At 42.8% G+C, this 18,744-nt stretch carries 18 protein-coding genes; 1 reads left to right on the top strand and 17 read right to left on the bottom strand.

Going from position 1 to position 18,744, the window contains the following annotated elements:
- Positions 1–13: 13 nt before the first annotated feature.
- The 16 genes from KIH23_RS11005 to aspS all read right to left on the bottom strand — a co-directional run bounded on the left by KIH23_RS11005 (position 14) and on the right by aspS (position 14,585).
- On the bottom strand, positions 14–1,450 hold the full coding sequence (locus KIH23_RS11005; protein WP_213213540.1) for a NuoM family protein: 1,437 nt from the start codon (positions 1,448–1,450) through the stop codon (positions 14–16).
- Positions 1,451–1,460: 10 nt separating this feature from the next.
- The gene (gene nuoL, locus KIH23_RS11010; protein WP_213213541.1) at positions 1,461–3,341 is read right to left on the bottom strand and encodes an NADH-quinone oxidoreductase subunit L; all 1,881 of its coding nucleotides are present in this window, start codon (positions 3,339–3,341) and stop codon (positions 1,461–1,463) included.
- Between the two features lie 7 nt (positions 3,342–3,348).
- Positions 3,349–3,669, bottom strand: a complete 321-nt coding sequence (gene nuoK / locus KIH23_RS11015) for an NADH-quinone oxidoreductase subunit NuoK (RefSeq protein WP_213213542.1) — start codon at positions 3,667–3,669, stop codon at positions 3,349–3,351.
- Between the two features lies 1 nt (position 3,670).
- Positions 3,671–4,183 carry an NADH-quinone oxidoreductase subunit J gene (locus KIH23_RS11020; protein ID WP_213213543.1) on the bottom strand — a complete coding sequence of 171 codons (513 nt, stop codon included), beginning with the start codon at positions 4,181–4,183 and terminating at the stop codon, positions 3,671–3,673.
- Positions 4,183–4,731, bottom strand: a complete 549-nt coding sequence (gene nuoI / locus KIH23_RS11025; protein ID WP_213213544.1) for an NADH-quinone oxidoreductase subunit NuoI — start codon at positions 4,729–4,731, stop codon at positions 4,183–4,185. The genes KIH23_RS11020 and nuoI overlap by 1 nt, the downstream gene beginning before the upstream one ends.
- Before the next feature lie 135 nt (positions 4,732–4,866).
- Positions 4,867–5,391, bottom strand: coding sequence for an ORF6N domain-containing protein (locus tag KIH23_RS11030; RefSeq protein ID WP_213213545.1), 525 nt, complete (start codon positions 5,389–5,391; stop codon positions 4,867–4,869).
- Between the two features lie 74 nt (positions 5,392–5,465).
- A complete protein-coding gene (nuoH, locus tag KIH23_RS11035) occupies positions 5,466–6,518 on the bottom strand; it encodes an NADH-quinone oxidoreductase subunit NuoH (RefSeq protein WP_213213546.1) in 1,053 nt (350 codons plus the stop codon).
- Positions 6,511–7,560, bottom strand: a complete 1,050-nt coding sequence (locus tag KIH23_RS11040; protein ID WP_213213547.1) for a 2Fe-2S iron-sulfur cluster-binding protein — start codon at positions 7,558–7,560, stop codon at positions 6,511–6,513. The genes nuoH and KIH23_RS11040 overlap by 8 nt, the downstream gene beginning before the upstream one ends.
- A 34-nt stretch (positions 7,561–7,594) precedes the next feature.
- A complete protein-coding gene (gene nuoF, locus KIH23_RS11045) occupies positions 7,595–8,959 on the bottom strand; it encodes an NADH-quinone oxidoreductase subunit NuoF (RefSeq protein WP_213213548.1) in 1,365 nt (454 codons plus the stop codon).
- A 1-nt stretch (position 8,960) separates the two neighbouring features.
- Positions 8,961–9,491 carry a complex I 24 kDa subunit family protein gene (locus tag KIH23_RS11050; protein ID WP_213213549.1) on the bottom strand — a complete coding sequence of 177 codons (531 nt, stop codon included), beginning with the start codon at positions 9,489–9,491 and terminating at the stop codon, positions 8,961–8,963.
- 31 nt (positions 9,492–9,522) lie between these two features.
- Entirely contained in the window at positions 9,523–10,758 is a 1,236-nt protein-coding gene (gene nuoD / locus KIH23_RS11055) for an NADH dehydrogenase (quinone) subunit D (RefSeq protein WP_213213550.1), read from the bottom strand.
- An 18-nt stretch (positions 10,759–10,776) separates the two neighbouring features.
- Positions 10,777–11,298 (bottom strand): NADH-quinone oxidoreductase subunit C, encoded by a 522-nt coding sequence (locus tag KIH23_RS11060; RefSeq protein WP_213213551.1) that lies wholly within the window; start codon positions 11,296–11,298, stop codon positions 10,777–10,779.
- 5 nt (positions 11,299–11,303) lie between these two features.
- The gene (locus tag KIH23_RS11065; RefSeq protein ID WP_213213591.1) at positions 11,304–11,852 is read right to left on the bottom strand and encodes an NADH-quinone oxidoreductase subunit B; all 549 of its coding nucleotides are present in this window, start codon (positions 11,850–11,852) and stop codon (positions 11,304–11,306) included.
- A 63-nt stretch (positions 11,853–11,915) separates the two neighbouring features.
- Positions 11,916–12,281 (bottom strand): NADH-quinone oxidoreductase subunit A, encoded by a 366-nt coding sequence (locus tag KIH23_RS11070; RefSeq protein ID WP_213213552.1) that lies wholly within the window; start codon positions 12,279–12,281, stop codon positions 11,916–11,918.
- Between the two features lie 230 nt (positions 12,282–12,511).
- On the bottom strand, positions 12,512–12,706 hold the full coding sequence (locus KIH23_RS11075) for a cold-shock protein (RefSeq protein ID WP_213213553.1): 195 nt from the start codon (positions 12,704–12,706) through the stop codon (positions 12,512–12,514).
- Between the two features lie 127 nt (positions 12,707–12,833).
- Complete coding sequence (gene aspS / locus KIH23_RS11080) at positions 12,834–14,585, bottom strand: aspartate--tRNA ligase (RefSeq protein WP_213213554.1); 1,752 nt, start codon at positions 14,583–14,585, stop codon at positions 12,834–12,836.
- Between the two features lie 296 nt (positions 14,586–14,881).
- On the opposite strand from aspS, the gene KIH23_RS11085 reads away from it, so the two are divergent.
- Entirely contained in the window at positions 14,882–15,202 is a 321-nt protein-coding gene (locus KIH23_RS11085) for a toxin-antitoxin system YwqK family antitoxin (RefSeq protein WP_213213555.1), read from the top strand.
- Positions 15,203–15,278: 76 nt separating this feature from the next.
- On the opposite strand, the gene KIH23_RS11090 is transcribed toward KIH23_RS11085, so the two are convergent.
- Positions 15,279–18,740 (bottom strand): efflux RND transporter permease subunit, encoded by a 3,462-nt coding sequence (locus KIH23_RS11090; protein WP_213213556.1) that lies wholly within the window; start codon positions 18,738–18,740, stop codon positions 15,279–15,281.
- Positions 18,741–18,744 lie beyond the last annotated feature (4 nt).

Below are 18,744 nucleotides of genomic sequence, written 5' to 3' on the forward strand. Positions count from 1 at the left end.
TCTTATCTGACGATTATCGGTTGATTTCAGTTAATATGTTTTCAATGCTCGGCGTAATCAAATCGGTAATTGGTTTTGAATACAATCCAAAGAAAAACAATACAGCCACAATAGCCAGTAAAACAAGTTTTTCGTTCCAGTTTACTTCGGCAAAAGGTTTCGCATTGGTTTCGCCCAACATCACGTGTTGAAACATTCTGAGCATATAATAGGCGCCCAAGATGATGGTCAAACCACCGGCAATGGCAAAGGCCATATTCACTTGGAACAAACTGTATAATACGGTAAATTCACCCACAAAGTTAAAGGTTGATGGCAAGGCAACCGAAGCCAAAACCAACAACAAAAACAAAGAGGTAAACTGCGGGCTTTGTGCGCGAATTCCGCCCAATTCAGCAATTTGACGCGTTTGATAACGGCGCTCAATAATTTCAGCTACAAAGAACAAACCGACGACCACAAAACCGTGCGCGAGCATTTGTAAAACGGCTCCGCGTAAACCATCCATCGTGAGTGAGTAGGCTCCGGCAGCGATCAATCCGACGTGTGCCAAAGAGGAATAAGCCAATAATTTTTTGAGGTCTTTCTGGCGCAAAGCCACAATCGATCCGTAAATAACTCCGGCAATACTCAAACCAATGAGTGCGTATTGATAGCCTTTAGCGGTAAGCGGTGCCATCGGTAACTGCCAACGCAAAACGCTGTATAATCCCATTTTGAGCATGATGCCCGAAAGCAACATCGTGCCCACGGCCGGTGCTTTTTGATAAACATTAGCCTGCCAAGTATGAAAAGGAATAATCGGAATTTTGATGGCATAAGCCAAGAAGAATCCCATGAAAATCCAGAATTGCTGACCGCATGACAAACGCAATTGGTATAAATCAGCTAGGGCAAAACTTCCGGCTTGCAAGTATAAATAAACGAGTGCAGCCAACATAAAAAGCGATCCGCCCAAAGTATAAATAAAGAATTTAACCACCGCTTTTTTGCGCTCTTCCATATCGCCATTGCCCCAAAGCAAAGCAATAAAGTAGATTGGAATCAGCGAAAGTTCCCAGAAAATATAATACAACAAAGCATCGGTAGCCATAAAAGTGCCCACCATGGCAAAAGTCATAAACAAAATCAGTGCATACAGAGAACGGGCATTTTTAAAATCAGTGCCCCAGCCCGATAAAATAATCAGCGGAGTCAAGGCTGCCGAAAGCAAAATCATCGCCATAGACAAACCATCGGCTTGCAAAGCAAAGGCTACATTCGGATGCGAAATCCATCCAGACGAATAGACAAGCGGTGTTCCGCCACTCATCAGGTTCAACAAATGCAACGAATATCCGAGCGTGACAAGTCCGAAGAGCAAAGCTACTTTCGGCGCTAATTTGTCGCCCGAGAGATAGGTGGCCAGCGCACCGACCAAAAACAAAAGCAATAAGTAAACTATATCCATCTGTTACTGATTATTGAACGAGAAATAAATACGAAATAATGGCGCAAACCCCAATCACAAAGGCAAACAAATACAAACCGATGTTTCCGTTTTGCAATCTTCTACCTTGAGCGCCCAAGGCAACCGCGGTTTTGCCCAAGCCAAAAATGAATCCTGAAACAGCGGTTTCAATATAATCTCTGAATAGGCGCGATAAGCTATTGATGGGTTTTACGATGATCATTTCGTAGCATTCATCTACATAATATTTGTTGTATAAAACTTTGGCAAAACCTTCCATTTGCTCATCTGCCGGTGGCAATTGATTCTTTTTGAGGTATTGCGAAAAAGCGATGCCAATACCAATCAGCCCGCCTACCACAGCCACAGCCATGAGCATATATTCGGTGGTGCCCAAATGATGCGCCTCAGCTTTGTGTGCCGATAATACCGGAGCCAAATATTCGTTGAGCCAACTGTTGCCCGGCAAACTAATCAGTCCGCCTACCGTAGCCAAAATAGCTAATACAACCAGTGGGAACGTAATCAGCGCAGGGCTTTCATGTAAATGGTGTTTTTGTTCTTCGGTACCTCTGAAATCATTAAAGAAGGTCAGATACAACAAACGGAACATATAAAAAGCCGTCATGATCGAGGCTACAGAACCAATCACCCAAAGCGCTTTGTTGTGTTCAAAGGCCACCATCAAAATTTCATCTTTTGAGAAAAACCCTGAAAACGGCGGAATACCTGAAATGGCCAAGGATGAAATTAAAAACGTAATGTAAGTAATTTTCATCACGCCTTTGAGTCCGCCCATGCGGCGCATATCTTGTTCTCCGTGCAGAGCGTGAATCACCGAACCTGAACCCAAGAACAAACATGCCTTAAAGAACGCGTGTGTAATTACGTGAAAAACGGCTACTTCATAAGCGCCCAAGCCCAAAGCCATAAACATGAGTCCGAGCTGAGAAACCGTTGAATAAGCCAATACTTTTTTAATATCGTTCTGAACCAAACCAATAGTGGCGGCAACCAGTGCTGTTACAGCTCCGACAATGGCAATTACATTTTGGATTTCGGGAGCCAAATCAAACAAGAAGTTCAAACGCGTGATCATAAAAATACCCGCGGTGACCATGGTTGCTGCGTGAATGAGTGCCGAAACCGGAGTCGGGCCGGCCATCGCATCAGGAAGCCAAGTATAAAGCGGGATTTGTGCTGATTTTCCGCAAGCGCCTATAAACAAAGCCAAAGCAGCAGCAGCAATCCAGAAAGCATCGGCTTTGCCGGTAGCGAGCGCAGTTTTGAGCGACATAAAATCTAAGGTTGAGAACAATACGCCCAAGATAAAAATTCCGATGAGCAAACCTAAATCGCCCACGCGGTTCATGATAAACGCTTTCTTGGCCGCATCGTTGTAATCTTGGTTTTTATACCAAAATCCGATGAGTAAATACGAGCAAAGACCTACGCCTTCCCAACCAATAAACATCATCGGAAGGTTGCTGCCCATTACCAAAAGAATCATGAAAAACACGAACAAGTTCAAATACGCAAAAAACGAATGCATTTTTTCATCCTCGTGCATGTAACTCATCGAATACAAGTGAATGAGTGAACCGATTCCGGTCACAAACAACAACCACAAAATCGAAAGTTGATCGAGTAAAAACCCAAAACTCACTTTGAAGTTGCTGATGCTCATCCATTCAAATAAATCAACCGTAATGGCTTGTTTGCTCTGACTGATTTGCATAAAGAACATCACCGAGGCAATGAACGATACGGCTACGGCCAAAGTTCCCAAGGCACCCGAGAGGGTTTTGCCGAGCGATTTACCCAAGAATACGTTGATTAAAAAACCAGCGAAAGGCGCTAATACTAACAATAAGGCTAGAGTGGTATCCATTGCGTGTTTATCCTTTTAATTTTTTTAAGTTGTCAATGTCAATCGAGCCCAAATTGCGGAAAATCGAAACCAAAATCGCCAATCCAACGGCTACTTCGGCAGCGGCTACCGCCATCGAGAAAAATACAAATACCTGTCCTTGGGCATCTTGATGGTAGGTTGAAAACGCCACAAACAACAAATTCACGGCGTTCAACATGATTTCAATCGACATAAAAACGATGATGGCATTTCGGCGATACAACACTCCAAAAACGCCAATGCAAAACAAAATGACGCTCAAAAAGATGTAGTTCTCAATACCTATTTGATTCAGAATATTGTTCATCTTACTTTTGTGATTTTTCTTTTTTAGACAATAATACCGTTCCAATCATGGCTGCCAACAACAAGATAGACGCGTATTCAAACGGCACCATATATTCGTTGAGCAATACTTTTCCGAGTACTTTGATCGATTGGTAATCTTCACCAGTTGATACATATTCGCCCACAATAGGTTTTGAATTCACAAAAATGGCAATGAGTACCAAACACATCAAGCAAAACAAAACCACCGCAGCCCAACGTGTCACGCGCGGCTTGTGGACTTCATCTTCTTTATTGAGGTTCATGAGCATGATCGTAAAGAGAAACAAAATCATGATGGCACCCGAATAAACAATGATGTGCACGATGGCCAAAAACTGTGAGTTCAAAAGCAAGTAGTGACCGGCAATCGAAAAGAAACAAATCACCAAATAAATCGCCGAGTGAATCGGGTTTTTGGTAAAAATGGTCAAGAACGCGGTAGCCAAAGTAATGGCCGATAACACGCAGAATAAAATGAGTACTACTGACATTAGTTCGCGTTTTTAGATTGAGTATTTTGCATGGCCATCTCCAACGGCATGACCAATTTGTCTTTTCCAAAAATAAAGTCTTCGCGATCGTAACTCGATGGCACTAAAACTTTTGATTTGGTCAAATAAATGGCGTCTTTCGGACAAGCTTCTTCGCACAATCCGCAGTAAATGCAACGCAACATATTGATTTCATAAATCGATGCGTATTTTTCTTCGCGGTACAAGTGTTTTTCATCCGGTTTGCGTTCTGAGGCCACCATCGTAATGGCTTCAGCCGGACACGAAAGCGCACACAATCCGCAAGCCGTACAGTTTTCACGACCTTGCTCATCGCGTTTAAGCATATGCTGACCGCGATAAACCGGACTCATCGGACGCACTTGCTCCGGATACTGAATAGTCACTTTGCGCTTAAAAAGGTGGCGCAGGGTAATGAACAACCCTTTGATAATCGCAACCAGATAAAGGCGTTCCCAAAAGCTCATTTGCTTGTTGGAAACCACTACTTTTCTGCCTGACAATGAAATAGTTTCAATAGAAGCCATTTGTTTTTATTGTTTTTCAGAAGCCTTTTCCCGCTATCCGCTTTATCTTTTTTTGCCTTTGGTTTTCGTTGCACTACAACGCAAAAGCTAAAAAAGGATGCCGCTTCTATCGGGGCTAGGGCATTGGGTTTTTATTTATAATTCCGGTTTAAAACCTATTTTCGTTCGTTCGTTATTCATTTGTTTTTGGTGCATCAACTCATCTAAATAGGTAAAAACCAATTCGATGTTTTGGTCTTGACTCACCAATTTCTTTTTTATTTCTTCGAGTTCGAGTTTCCAATTCAAATTCGTCAACAGAAAATCTCTGAGTTTGACAAACACCTCAATAATTTGGATGCTTACTTGGCTAGCTCGTTCACTTTTTAATACGTTGGCCAACTGCAAAATGCCATGTTCGCTAAAAGCGTAAGGCAATTTTCTGGATCCGCCCCAACTTGAAGTCGCATTTTGCGACTTCAAGTTTTCGTATTCTTCAGCTGTCAGTTGAAACATAAAGTGCTCGGGAAAGCGCATTTTGTTTCGCTTGATTTGCTCGTTAATCCTTTTTGTTTCGACTCCGTATAGCATAGCTAAATCACGGTCTAACATTACTTTGGTATTTCTGATGTAATAAATTTTATCAGAAATCACCTCGTTTGAAATGAGTTCTTCGTTCATAAAAAATCTGTTTGGCGTTGATATATAAAATTTTGCGCTTTTTTGAGTGCTGCCCAAACGCACTTTATATTTAATTACATACCCAAAAGAGCTGCAATTTCGTGTCTTAAAATGACAATTCCGGTAATCACAATATTGGCAATCGATAGCGGAATCAAAATTTTCCAACCCAAATGCATCAATTGGTCATAACGGAATCTTGGAATCGTCCAACGAACCCACATATAAAAGAATATGAATCCGCAGATTTTAGCAAACAACACGGCAATACCAATGATGTTGGCCACATTTACACCCCAGTTTTCAATCGCCCAGCCCATGCCCGGATAGTTGTATCCACCAAAGAACAAGACGGCCAAAATGGTTGATGAGATAAACATGTTTGCATATTCGGCAAACAAATAAAAGCCCATCTTCATTGATGAATATTCGGTGTGATAACCACCAATCAACTCTGATTCACACTCAGCCAAATCAAACGGTGTACGGTTGGTTTCGGCAAAAGCACAAATCAAGAAAATCAAAAACGAAAGCGGTTGATAAAAAACATTCCAGTGCATGCCCGGTTGTTGTGCTGCTATTTCGCGCAAGCTCAAAGTTCCGGTCATCATCAAAAGCGCAATGATTGATAAGCCCATCGCTACTTCATACGAAACCATTTGCGAAGCTGCACGAACAGCACCCATCAAAGAAAATTTGTTGTTCGAAGCCCAGCCTCCAATCATGATTCCATATACACCTACTGAGATCACCCCGAAAATATAAAGCAAAGCCACATCAATGTCGGTGGCTTGCAAAATAATATCGCGACCAAATAAATGCAGTTTATCGCCCCAAGGAATCACGGCACTGGTCATCAGCGCTGTACTCATGGCAATCGCAGGCCCAACGACAAATAAGAAACGGTTGGGTGTATTCGGAAAAAATTCTTCTTTTGAAAATAATTTTAAACCGTCGGCCAGCGGTTGAAAAATACCGCCGATTCCGGCGCGGTTCGGTCCGATTCGGTCTTGCAACCAAGCAGCAATTTTTCGTTCGGCCAAAGTTGAGTACATCGCCATAAGCATGGTAATGGCAAAAACCACTACAATAACCACACTTTTTTCTATGATAAAAGCACTATCCATTGTGGGTTAAGTTTTGTTGGTTTTTAATATCTTCTTCGGTCAGTGGCACGTTTTGCATACTGATTTTTTTGCGGTCGGTATCGCGTCCCATCAAAATATTTTTCTCGGTGTGGATGGTTACTTTACCCAATTTACGCGTGTAATTGTTTTGGTTAATTACAGAGTCTTTTTCAAACTTGCGCGGCCCTTCAATTACCCAATCCGCCGGATTTTTGTGGTCAAAACGACACTCATTACAAATAAACTCTTCCACTTCATGGTATTCGTTTTTACGGCCGGTCACACGTTGAATTTCATCACCAAACATCCAAACGGTGGTTTTTCCGCAACATTTGGTGCAATTGCGGTGTGCGTTGTATGGTTTGTTGAACCAAACTCTTGATTTGAATCGGAACGTTTTATCGGTGAGCGCACCTACCGGGCAAACGTCAATCATGTTTCCTGAAAACTCGTTGTCAATCGCTTTTGAAATACAGGTTGAAATGTTCGAGTGATCGCCTCTGTCCATAACTCCGTGTACACGATTGTCGGTAAGTTGGTCGGCTACCATCACACAACGGTAACACAAAATACAACGATTCATGTGCAACTGAATGTTCGGACCAATGTCTTCTGGTTCAAAAGTTCTTTTTTCTTCAATGAAACGCGTCTCTGATTTTCCGTGCTCAAAGCTTAAGTTCTGCAAATCACATTCGCCGGCTTGGTCGCAAATCGGACAATCAAGCGGGTGGTTGATGAGCAAGAATTCAGTGACGGCTTTGCGGGCTTCGGTTACGCGCTCAGAAGATTTGCTGTTGACTTCCATACCATCCATGACTTGAGTCACGCATGAGGCAACCAATTTAGGCATCGGACGCGGATCGGCTTCGCTTCCTTTAGAAACTTCTACCAAACAACAACGACATTTTCCGCCGCTTCCTTTGAGTTTAGAATAATAACACATGGCCGGTGGCACCGACTCGCCGCCGATCATTCGGGCAGCTTGCAAAATGGTGGTTCCCGGTTCTACGTCAATTGATTGACCGTCTACAGTTACTTTCATTATCTTTAGATTTAAAGCTGAAATCAGCTTTTCATTATACGGTTTGTTTTAATAAATGGCGCACTTTTTCAAAAGGCTCTGCCACAAAATGTTCTCTGTTTTTCACCTTTTCAGGGAATCTGATGTGAAACTCAAATTCTTCTTTAAAGTGTCGAATTGCAGCAGCCACCGGCCAAGCAGCAGCATCTCCGAGCGGGCAAATGGTGTTGCCTTCAATTTTGCTTTGGATGCTCCACAAAAGTTCGATGTCTTCTTCACGACCGTGACCATTTTCAATGCGGTGTAAAACTTTTTCAAGCCAACCGGTTCCTTCACGGCAAGGAGAACATTGCCCACAGCTTTCATGGTGGTAAAAACGCGAGAAATTCCACGTGTTGCGCACAATACAAGCCGTGTCGTCATATACGATAAATCCGCCTGAACCCAGCATAGAGCCTGTAGCAAAACCTCCGTCGCTGAGCGATTCGTAGGTCATGAGTCGGTCTTCGCCGGCAGCGGTTTTAAAAATCAAATTTGCGGGTAAAACAGGTACTGAACTTCCCCCCGGTACAAACGCTTTAAGCGGACGGTCTGAGCTCATTCCGCCCAAATATTCGTCAGAATTCATGAATTCATCTACGCTTAAGCCTAATTCAATTTCATAAACACCCGGATTTTTGATATGTCCTGAGGCTGAAATCAATTTGGTTCCGGTAGATCTTCCAACACCAATTTTAGCGTATTCTTCGCCGGTATTGTTCACAATCCAAGGCACGGCTGAAATCGTTTCAACATTATTTACAACCGTCGGATTGGCCCAAAGACCTGATACCGCCGGAAACGGTGGTTTGATTCTTGGGTTTCCGCGTTTTCCTTCAAGCGATTCAATGAGGGCAGTTTCTTCGCCGCAGATATAAGCACCGCCACCGATTTGAACGTAGAGTTCTAAGTCATAACCGGTTCCGAGGATGTTTTTTCCGAGCCAACCGGCAGCTTTCGCCTCGGCAATAGCGCGCTCTAAAATTTTGTATACCCACATGTATTCACCGCGGATATATATATAGGACAAATTTGCGCCCAAGGCATAGCTCGAGGTAATCATGCCTTCAATAAGCAAATGCGGAATGTATTCCATCAAGAAACGGTCTTTAAAAGTACCCGGTTCTGATTCATCGGCATTACATACCAAATGTCTTGGTTTTCCTGATTTTTTATCGATGAAACTCCACTTCATACCGGCCGGGAAACCCGCACCGCCACGACCGCGTAGCCCTGAAGTTTTGACTTCTTCAACTACTTCGTCCGGAGTCATGCTTTTGAGGGCTTTTTCAACCGAAGCATAACCGCCTTCTCTGCGGTATACTTCGTAGGTTTTAATCCCCGGAACGTTGATTTTTTCTAATAATATTTTTTTCGACATATTATTTATCGTGTAAGTTGATTTTACCTTCTTTGCAATCAGCAATCAGTTGGTCTACTTTTTCTTCGTTCAAATGTTCGTGGTAATAATCGCCCAATTGCATCATCGGAGCATAGCCACAAGCGCCCAAACACTCTACACCGCGCACTTCAAACATACCGTCAGCGGTGGTTTCACCTATGCCAACTCCAAGTTTTTTACAGGTGTAATCCATCAGGTTTTCAACGCCGTTCAAACAGCAAGGCGAGGTCTGACAAAACTCAAACATATACTTGCCAATCGGTCTTTGATTGAACATGGTGTAAAAAGTCACCACTTCATATACTTCAACAGGTTTGATGCCCAAGATTTCAGCGACTTTGTCTTGCAGCTCAATGCTGAGCCAATTGTCATGCGCATCCTGAACTTCGTGTAAAACGGGCAACAAAGCCGATTTTCTCTTATCGTCCGGATAGTGGCTGATGAGTTCGTTGATGCGCTCCATCAAGGCCTCGGTGATGTTGATTTGCTGTGGATGTTGGGTTATTTTCATTTAAACTGAAAATTTAAATTCTTCATTTATTTTATGCGTCGAGTTCTCCGGCAATCACGTTCAAACTAGACAAAATCACGATGGCATCTGAAAGCATCGCGCCTTTAATCATTTCAGGATACGCCTGATAATAGATAAAACACGGACGACGGAAATGCAAACGATACGGTGTTCGGCTGCCATCGGTAATCAAATAAAAACCGAGTTCTCCATTACCGCCTTCAACAGCGTGATATACTTCGGCCACCGGAACCGGAACTTCACCCATCACAATTTTAAAGTGATAAATCAGCGATTCCATATTGTGGTATACGTCTTCTTTTGGCGGTAGATAATAATCAGGAACATCAGCGTGATAAGGGCCTTCAGGTAATTTAGCCAAGGCTTGACGAATGATGCTTAAACTTTCCCAAACTTCTGCGTTGCGCACACAGAAACGGTCATAAGTGTCGCCAGAGGTTCCTACCGGAACTTTGAAATCAAAATCTTCATACGAAGAATAAGGATGTGCTACACGCACGTCATAATCAACGCCGGCTGCACGCAAATTCGGTCCGGTAAATCCGTATGAAATGGCTTTCTCAGCACTGATTGGACCTACATTTACAGTTCGGTCAATAAAAATACGATTGCGCTCAAAAAGGTTTTCAAATTCTTTCCAAGCTACCGGGAACTCTTCTAAAAACACATTGAGTTTTCTGAAAGCTTCTTCCGGCCAATCGCGTTCAAACCCACCAATACGACCCATGTTGGTTGTGAGGCGAGCGCCGCAGATTTCTTCGTAAATCTCATATACTTTTTCACGGAATTGAAACACGTATAAAAAGCCAGTATAGGCTCCGGTGTCAACCCCGAGAATAGAGTTGCAAATTAAGTGGTCGGTAATACGGGCGAGTTCCATGACAATAACACGCAGATATTGTGCGCGTTTGGGAACTTCAATGCCCAATAACTTTTCTAAAGTCATCCACCATGCCATGTTGTTGATGGGCGATGAACAGTAGTTCATGCGGTCAGTGAGTGGCGTGATTTGATAAAACGGTCGGTTTTCGGCAATTTTTTCAAACGCGCGGTGGATGTATCCCACAGTTGGCTCGGCATCTAAAATACGCTCGCCATCCATCAGTAATATGTTTTGGAAAATTCCGTGCGTAGCCGGATGCGTTGGCCCGAGGTTGAGTATCGAGAGTTCGCTGCCGTCTTCGTTTCGTCTTTGGTCAATTACCTTGGCGTATCGATGCTCTGGTGATAACAATAAATCTGACATGTGCTATCTGGAGTTATATTAACAGTTGGTAGTGGTTCTTCCGAAGAAACGGTCGTCTTTGTCGGTGCGGCCGCTGTCTTCCATCGGGAATTCTTTGCGCATCGGGAACGATTCCATTTCATCCATGTTCAAAATGCGTTTGAGTTGCGGATGTCCGATAAAATCAATACCGAAAAAGTCATAGGTTTCGCGTTCCATCCAATTGGCAGAAAGAAAAATATTACTGACGGTTTTGATTTCGGGTTTTGCGCCGTTTAAAAAAGCACGGATGCGGATGCGTTTGTTTTCATACCAATTGTGCAGGTGATAAACCACCGAGAATTGTTCTGAGGCATCGTTGTCCGGATAGTGAACTCCGCAAACATCTGTTAGGAATTCAAAGCGCAATTCTGGGTTGTTCTTTAAAAACAAAATCACAGCGGTGTTTTGTGCCGGATCTACTTCAAAAGCAAAAACATCTTGCTCTTGCTGAAAATTTTTAACGCCGTCGCCAAAAGCTTCGGTGAGTTTATTTTGGATATCTGTGTTTTCTAATGCCATCTCAATTATTTGATGTTGTAAGAAGCCAAAAGTTCTTGGTATTCTGGTGAACTTCTGCGACGAACAGATTCAGTTCTCACCATTTCTTGTAATTTCATCACGCCGTCCACAATTTGTTCCGGTCTGGGCGGACAACCCGGTACATACACATCAACCGGAATCACTTTGTCAATGCCTTGAAGCACAGAATAAGTGTCAAAAATTCCGCCTGATGAGGCACATGCGCCAACGGCAATGACCCAACGCGGCTCTGACATTTGCTCATAAACTTGACGAAGAATCGGAGCCATTTTTTTAGAAATGGTGCCCATTACCAACAACATATCGGCCTGACGAGGAGAAAAACTCACACGCTCAGAGCCGAATCGGGCCAAATCGTAATGTGATGCCATGGTGGCCATAAATTCAATACCGCAGCAAGAAGTAGCAAACGGCAAAGGCCAAAGTGAATTGGCTCGGGCAAGACCTACAACATCGTTGAGTTTTGTGGCAAAAAAACCTTCGCCAACCACACCTTCAGGCGGTGCAACCATATTTATTTTAGAATCGCTCATGGTAGTTTTCATTCTTGAATTTTGAATCGGTTAGAATTGAAAATTCATCATTTGAAATAAATTTTATTCCCACTCTAAGGCTTTTTTCTTGATGATGTAAAAGAAACCAACAAGTAAAAGTGCCATGAAAATGACCATTTTGATCATGCCTTCGGCGCCCAAGCTTTTGAAGTTTATGGCCCATGGATAAAGGAAAATAACCTCTACATCAAACAAAACAAACAAAATGGCTACTAGGAAATATTTTACCGAGAAGGGTATACGTGCGTTGCCGACAGATTCAATACCGCATTCGAAATTTTTGTCTTTTATTTGAGAGGAGCGCTTCGGGCCTAATTTGCCGGAAATAATGATGGTCATCACTACAAAACCAACAGCTAGAAGCATTTGCATGATAATCGGAAGATAATCTAATTGATTCGATTGCATGTTGCTGGAATACTTTAAAATTTTTCAACGACAAAGATAACTTTCATTCATTAATTAGCAACCAAAAAGTAAAATTTAGTCTATAAATCAGAAAGGCAACAGCGTAATTTTTATTCATTATAAATAATAAAAAAATAGTGCCTTTACATCTTGAAGAGCAATGATAAATAATGAAAAACGCCTCGGTGAATTCGAGGCGTAGTCTAGTAAAGTCTGAAAATAGATATAATTTAAAGAAGGTGAACCTCAGTGGCTACTTTCCCTTTTCTTCCGTCTTCTTCCTGATAGCTTACGCGATTTCCTTCGCGAAGTTCTTCAGCTTTAACTCCTGAGGCGTGAACAAAAATGTCTTTGCCAGTTTCTTCATCTGTGATGAATCCGTATCCTTTAGATTCAACGTAAAATTTTACAGTGCCTGTGCGCATGGTAATGTTAATAAAAATTAAATAAAAACAAATGTAACTTTTAAAAGTATACAAATGACAGCTCAAGGTTATTTTTTTGTAAAATTTATTGATTTACAAGCTTTTTGCTTTTTTCTTCAAAATAAACTTAACTTAAATTGAGCTGAATTTGCAATTCTGTAAGTTGAGCTGAATCTATCACCGAAGGTGCATCAATCATGACATCGCGGCCAGAGTTATTTTTCGGGAACGCAATAAAATCACGGATGGTTTCTTGTCCGCCCAAAATGGCCACCAATCGGTCTAAACCAAACGCTAAACCTCCGTGTGGTGGTGCGCCATATTGAAATGCATCCATCAAAAACCCAAATTGATTGCGGGCTTCTTCATCAGAAAAACCTAAATATTTAAACATCAGTTGTTGGGTTTCTTTGTCGTGAATACGAATCGAACCGCCGCCAATTTCGTTTCCGTTGAGTACCATATCATAAGCATTGGCGCGCACTTTTCCGGGATCGGTTTCGAGCAATTTCATATCTTCAGGTTTGGGCGAAGTAAACGGATGGTGCATGGCATGCCAACGGTTGCTGTCTTCATCTTTTTCTAAAAGCGGAAAGTCAATCACCCACAGCGGAGCAAACTCATCAGGTTTACGCAAGCCCAATCGGGTAGCGATTTCCATACGCAAAGCACTGAGTTGTGTGCGGGTTTTGTCGGCCGGACCTGAAAGCACAAAAATCATATCGCCTGCTTTGGCTCCGGTGGCTTTAGCCCAAGCAGCTAAATCAGTTGGGTCATAAAATTTATCTACCGATGATTTATAGCTTCCGTCTTCGTTGCATTTTACATACACCATGCCCGAAGCACCGATTTGCGGACGTTTTACCCAATCAATAAGCGCATCGATTTCTTTGCGGGTCATTTCGCCACAACCAGGCGCAGCAATACCTACCACGAGTTCTGCCGAATTAAATACGCTAAAATCTTTGTGTTGCGCTACTGCGTTGAGCTCGCCGAATTCCATGCCGAAGCGAATATCGGGTTTGTCATTTCCGTAGGTTTTCATGGCGTGGTCATAGGTCATACGAGGGAATTTATCTACCTCAATGCCTTTGATTTCTTTGAGTAAATGACGTGTCAAACCTTCAAAAGTATCTAAAATATCTTCTTGTTCTACAAAAGCCATTTCGCAATCAATTTGCGTGAATTCAGGCTGACGATCCGCGCGCAAATCTTCGTCGCGGAAGCATTTCACAATCTGAAAATATTTGTCCATTCCACCCACCATTAGCAATTGCTTAAAGGTTTGCGGCGATTGTGGTAAAGCGTAAAATTGTCCGGGATTCATGCGGCTCGGAACCACAAAATCACGAGCGCCTTCAGGTGTTGATTTAATCAAATAAGGTGTTTCAACTTCGCAAAAACCTTGTTTTGAAAGATAGTTACGCACTTCCATGGCCACGCGGTGACGGAACAACAAACTGTTTTTTACCGGATTGCGTCGGATGTCGAGGTAACGGTATTTCATACGAATGTCTTCGCCGCCATCGGTTTCGTCTTCAATGGTGAATGGCGGAACAATCGCCGCGTTGAGCACGGTGAGTTCTTGTACCAAAATTTCAATATCGCCTGTTGGGATGTTGGGGTTTTTGGATTCGCGTTCAATGACTGTTCCGCGCACTTGAATTACGAACTCACGACCTAAAGTTTTGGCTTGTTCAAACACAGTTTTGTCGGTGCGGCTTTCATCAAAAACCAATTGCGTAATGCCGTAGCGATCGCGCAAATCAACCCAATTCATGAATCCTTTATCACGTGATTTTTGTACCCAACCCGCGAGGGTTACTTGGGTATTGATGTGGGCGCTGTTGAGTTCGCCGCAAGTATGACTTCTGTACATGTTTGAAATTTTAACCGCGCAAAGTTAACCATAATTGTCAATTTACCATACGGTTTTTTGCTGAAGATACGGCGCTGCGTTAGGGATGGAAGCGGCATCCTCCCGTTTTTTTCGGGAGATACAGCGCACAGCCCGACCCGCAGGGAACGCCCTATTGACAAGGGTTAACGGTGTTTTTGTGAAATTTTCAATGTTAAGTTTTTACCCAATGTTACCAAATTGTTAAGTAAAAGTTTGGTTAATGTAAATTAAAACCTAATTTTGAGGTATTGAAAACAACTTAAAACAACCTACATATGAGAAAGTTTGTGATATTAGCAGGATTGATGATTTCAGGATTGGTACAAGCCCAAGCATTAGAACCTCAATTTGAAGTTATAGGAAACCGTGTTCAAATTACGTATTTCTATGACAACGGAAGAGTACAACAACAAGGTTTTTATAAAGACGGAAAACTCGATGGCGCATGGACATCGTATGACGAGCAAGGCAATAAACTTGCGGTGGGCACTTATGCGCAAGGACAAAAAGTAGGCGAGTGGTCATTTTGGAGCGGATCGCAATTGAGCCGCGTGCGCTATACCGACAACCAAATTGCTTATGTGAGCAAAAACTAAAAATTAAGATTTAAAATATTAAAAAGCCCGCTGATGAAGCGGGCTTTTTTGCGTTTGTTTGTTTGTTTTGTTGTATTTATTCGGCAAGTTTTGCAGCGCGTCTATCACGCAAGCGATACTTGATGCGTTTAACCAAGAAGAAGGTTACAGGAACAATCACCAAAGTCAAAATGGTGGCATAGGTTAATCCGAAGATGATGGTCCAAGCCAATGGCGACCAGAAAATCACGTTGTCACCTCCGATAAAAATATGTGGGTTCAAATCAGTGATGAGTGAGAAAAAGTCAAAGTTCAAACCAATGGCCAGCGGAATTAAACCCAACACGGCGGTAAGCGCGGTGAGCAATACCGGACGCAAACGCGATTTGCCCGATTCGATGATGACTTCTTTGATTTCGTCTAAGGTTAAATCATCGTGTGATTCGACGCCTTTTTCTTCAACTTTTCGATCCATGAGCAACACAAAGAAGTCCATGAGTACGATACCGTTTTTCACCACGATTCCCGCCAGTGAGATGATGCCCATCATGGTCATCAGAATCACGAAATCCATGTTGGCAATCACATAGCCATAGAAAACACCGCTAAAACTCAAGAGCACCGTAAAGAGAATCACCATGGTTTTAGACATGGAGTTGAACTGCAACACAATAATCAAAGTAATTCCGGCAATAGCCAACAAGAACGCAATGTTCAAGAATGCTTGGTTTTTGCCTTGTTCTTCTTGTACGCCCGAGAATCCGTAAGCAATGTTTTTAGGCAATTTGTAAGTTTCCATTTGTTGGGCAATTTCTTTGGTAATCGCATCGGCATTGTAACCGGTCAATACGTTGGAATAAATGGTCATCACGCGTTTGTGGTTTTTGCGTTTGATCATATTAAACGTATTGGTTTTATCTGTGTGCGATACCGCTGAAACCGGAACTTGCATGATTTGTCCGTTGTTCGGATTGCGGAATGTGAGCGATTGGTTGAACAAAATGTTCTCGTTTTTGCGCTGATCTTCCTGCATACGCATCACGATGTTGTAATCGTCATCGCCTTCTTTATAGGTAGAAATTTCTTGGCCGTAAACCGAACGACGCAAAGTAAATCCGAGTTGTCCGGTGGATACTCCGATGCTTCCGGCGTTGGCGCGATCTACACTTACTTGAAGTTCCGGACTGTCTTTGTTGATGTCAACTTGGAGTTTTTCAATGCCCGGAATGTTTTTAGAGTTGATGTACGAAATGATCTTGTTCGATTCGGCCAACATTTGGTTGTAATCGTCGCCTTTAAGCTCCAAACTAATCGGATATCCGGCTGGCGGACCGTTAGAATCTTTCTCAACCGTTACAATGGCACCCGGAATTCCTTTGACCAATCCGCGGATTTCTTCGAGCAATTTTGAAGTATCCACACCACGACGGAATTTGAATTCTCTAAAGTTAATCGAGACTTTTCCTTTATAAGGCGTTTCGTTGGCAGAACCGGCATCGACATTTGGGTTACCGGCGCCAACACCTACTTGTGAAACGATGGATTCGGCCAAGTAATTCTCACCGGTTGATTTGTCTTGGTATTTATCGAGAATTTTGACGATTTGTTGCTCGACATAACGCGTGGCTTTGTTGGTTTTTTCAATGTCGGTTCCTTGTGGATATTCAATATAAGTAATAACTTGATTCGGGATGTTGTCCGGGAAGAAGAGCACTTTTCTCGGGAATACACCTACCAATACAAAGGATAAGATGAGCATTCCGATGATGCCCACAAAAGCATACCAAGCATTGCGTCCGGTGAGGATTTTAGCCAAAAAGATTTTGTATTTTTCTTCCATTCTCGGAAAGAAACTGTGCTGGAAGTCTTGTGTCCACTGATAAATTTTTAAGTGATAAGCCCACATCATACCCAAAGCAATCACGGCTAAATGCCCCATTGATTTGAAAAATTTACCGTCGGTGCTGTATCCCACCACCAAAAAAATCACGGCTGCAACGCCCATATAAATGGTGTTGCGACGGATGTTCTTTTTAGAAACGTTTCTGTCTTCAATATCCATCGAACCGCCCGTCATGGCTGCGTTGACCACCATCGCCACAAACAACGATGCGCCTAAGGTGACCGATAAAGTCATCGGGAAATAAATCATGAATTTACCCATCGTGCCCGGCCACAAAGCAAACGGCAAGAAAGCCATCAGCGTGGTAGCGGTAGAGGAGATAACCGGCCAAGCAATTTCGCCGATTCCTAGTTTCGAAGCTTGCAGTCGTGTCATGCCTTTTTTCATGTTGGCAAATACGTTGTCAACGACCACAATACCGTCGTCTACGAGCATTCCCAATCCCATAACCAGCCCGAATAAAACCATAGTGTTGAGCGTTTTGCCCATCGAAGCCAAGAGCGCAAAAGCAATGAACATCGACAGCGGAATGGCCGCGCCCACAAACAACGAGTTGCGCAATCCCATGGTAAACATGAGTACAATCATCACTAGGATAATCCCGAAAATAATGTGGTTTGAAAGTTCATTTACTTGGTGTTCTACACGTGATGATTGATCACCGGTAAATTCGAGTTTGAGGTTTTTAGGCAAATAATTGGCTTGTGCCTCGGTTACTTTTTCGCGCGCTTGTTCAATGGCCGAAATCATGTTCTGACCCGAACGTTTTTTAACGCTGAGCATGACGACTTCTTGACCGCGTTCACGGGCATAAGTGGTGCGCTCTTTTTCTTTAAAGCTAATGGTAGCGATGTCTTTTAGATAAACCGATCCGCCAAATGATTTTACGATGATTTGGTTGAGTTCGGTCGGATCTTTCATCTCACCAATGATGCGGATGTTGTTGCGCGAGCCTTGTGAAACCAAGTTTCCGCCCGACAAAGTCATGTTTTCACTACGCACAGCGTTTTGAATATCGTCAAAGCTTACTTGAGCCGCGGTCATTTTAAAAATATCCACCGCAATTTCAACTTCTTTGTTGTCAACCCCGAGGATGTCCACCTTTTTTACTTCGGGAACTTCTTCAATATCGTCTTGCAGTTTTTCGCCGAATTTTTTGAGTTGTTGCGCCGTGTAATCGCCTTTGAGGTTGATGTTGAGCACCGGAACTTCTTCAGAAATGTTGAGCTCAAATACGTTGGGCTCGACTTTGCTTCCGTTGTCTAGATTCGGCCAATCGGTGTCGGCTTTGGCGTTATCGACTTTGTCTTTGATTTTTTGTTTGGCGAGTTCAATGCCAATTTTGTCATCAAATTCAACAACGATCATTCCGTAATCTTGAAACGAACTCGAAGCAATTTTGTTCACGCCACTGATGTTTTTGAATTCTTTTTCGAGTGGTTTTACAACGAGTTTCTCAACATCTTCAGCTGAGTTTCCTGGGAAAACCGACGAGATGTATACTTTGTTTTCGATGATTTCAGGGAAATCTTCACGCGGCATGGAGATGTATGAATAAATCCCCGCCACGACGATGATAAAAGTCAAGATGTACACCGTTACCCGATTGTCAACGGCCCAACTTGATATGCTAAATTCTTTGTTATGCTTGCTCATTTTT

Origin of the sequence: Flavobacterium sp. CYK-55, from assembly GCF_018413465.1 — a bacterium.
GTDB lineage: Bacteria > Bacteroidota > Bacteroidia > Flavobacteriales > Flavobacteriaceae > Flavobacterium.

What these genes read in the sequence shown, in the direction of transcription:
- KIH23_RS11020 (WP_213213543.1), bottom strand. Translation starts at nt 4,183, where the DNA reads ATGTCAGTAGTACTCATTTTATTCTGCGTGTTATCGGCCATTACTTTG.
- nuoF (WP_213213548.1), bottom strand. Translation starts at nt 8,959, where the DNA reads ATGTCGAAAAAAATATTATTAGAAAAAATCAACGTTCCGGGGATTAAA.
- KIH23_RS11030 (WP_213213545.1), bottom strand. Translation starts at nt 5,391, where the DNA reads ATGAACGAAGAACTCATTTCAAACGAGGTGATTTCTGATAAAATTTAT.
- KIH23_RS11005 (WP_213213540.1), bottom strand. Translation starts at nt 1,450, where the DNA reads ATGGATATAGTTTACTTATTGCTTTTGTTTTTGGTCGGTGCGCTGGCC.
- KIH23_RS11070 (WP_213213552.1), bottom strand. Translation starts at nt 12,281, where the DNA reads ATGCAATCGAATCAATTAGATTATCTTCCGATTATCATGCAAATGCTT.
- nuoI (WP_213213544.1), bottom strand. Translation starts at nt 4,731, where the DNA reads ATGGCTTCTATTGAAACTATTTCATTGTCAGGCAGAAAAGTAGTGGTT.
- KIH23_RS11040 (WP_213213547.1), bottom strand. Translation starts at nt 7,560, where the DNA reads ATGAAAGTAACTGTAGACGGTCAATCAATTGACGTAGAACCGGGAACC.
- KIH23_RS11050 (WP_213213549.1), bottom strand. Translation starts at nt 9,491, where the DNA reads ATGAAAATAACCCAACATCCACAGCAAATCAACATCACCGAGGCCTTG.
- KIH23_RS11065 (WP_213213591.1), bottom strand. Translation starts at nt 11,852, where the DNA reads ATGAGCGATTCTAAAATAAATATGGTTGCACCGCCTGAAGGTGTGGTT.
- nuoL (WP_213213541.1), bottom strand. Translation starts at nt 3,341, where the DNA reads ATGGATACCACTCTAGCCTTATTGTTAGTATTAGCGCCTTTCGCTGGT.
- KIH23_RS11060 (WP_213213551.1), bottom strand. Translation starts at nt 11,298, where the DNA reads ATGGCATTAGAAAACACAGATATCCAAAATAAACTCACCGAAGCTTTT.
- aspS (WP_213213554.1), bottom strand. Translation starts at nt 14,585, where the DNA reads ATGTACAGAAGTCATACTTGCGGCGAACTCAACAGCGCCCACATCAAT.
- KIH23_RS11090 (WP_213213556.1), bottom strand. Translation starts at nt 18,740, where the DNA reads ATGAGCAAGCATAACAAAGAATTTAGCATATCAAGTTGGGCCGTTGAC.
- KIH23_RS11075 (WP_213213553.1), bottom strand. Translation starts at nt 12,706, where the DNA reads ATGCGCACAGGCACTGTAAAATTTTACGTTGAATCTAAAGGATACGGA.
- KIH23_RS11085 (WP_213213555.1), top strand. Translation starts at nt 14,882, where the DNA reads ATGAGAAAGTTTGTGATATTAGCAGGATTGATGATTTCAGGATTGGTA.
- nuoH (WP_213213546.1), bottom strand. Translation starts at nt 6,518, where the DNA reads ATGGATAGTGCTTTTATCATAGAAAAAAGTGTGGTTATTGTAGTGGTT.
- nuoK (WP_213213542.1), bottom strand. Translation starts at nt 3,669, where the DNA reads ATGAACAATATTCTGAATCAAATAGGTATTGAGAACTACATCTTTTTG.
- nuoD (WP_213213550.1), bottom strand. Translation starts at nt 10,758, where the DNA reads ATGTCAGATTTATTGTTATCACCAGAGCATCGATACGCCAAGGTAATT.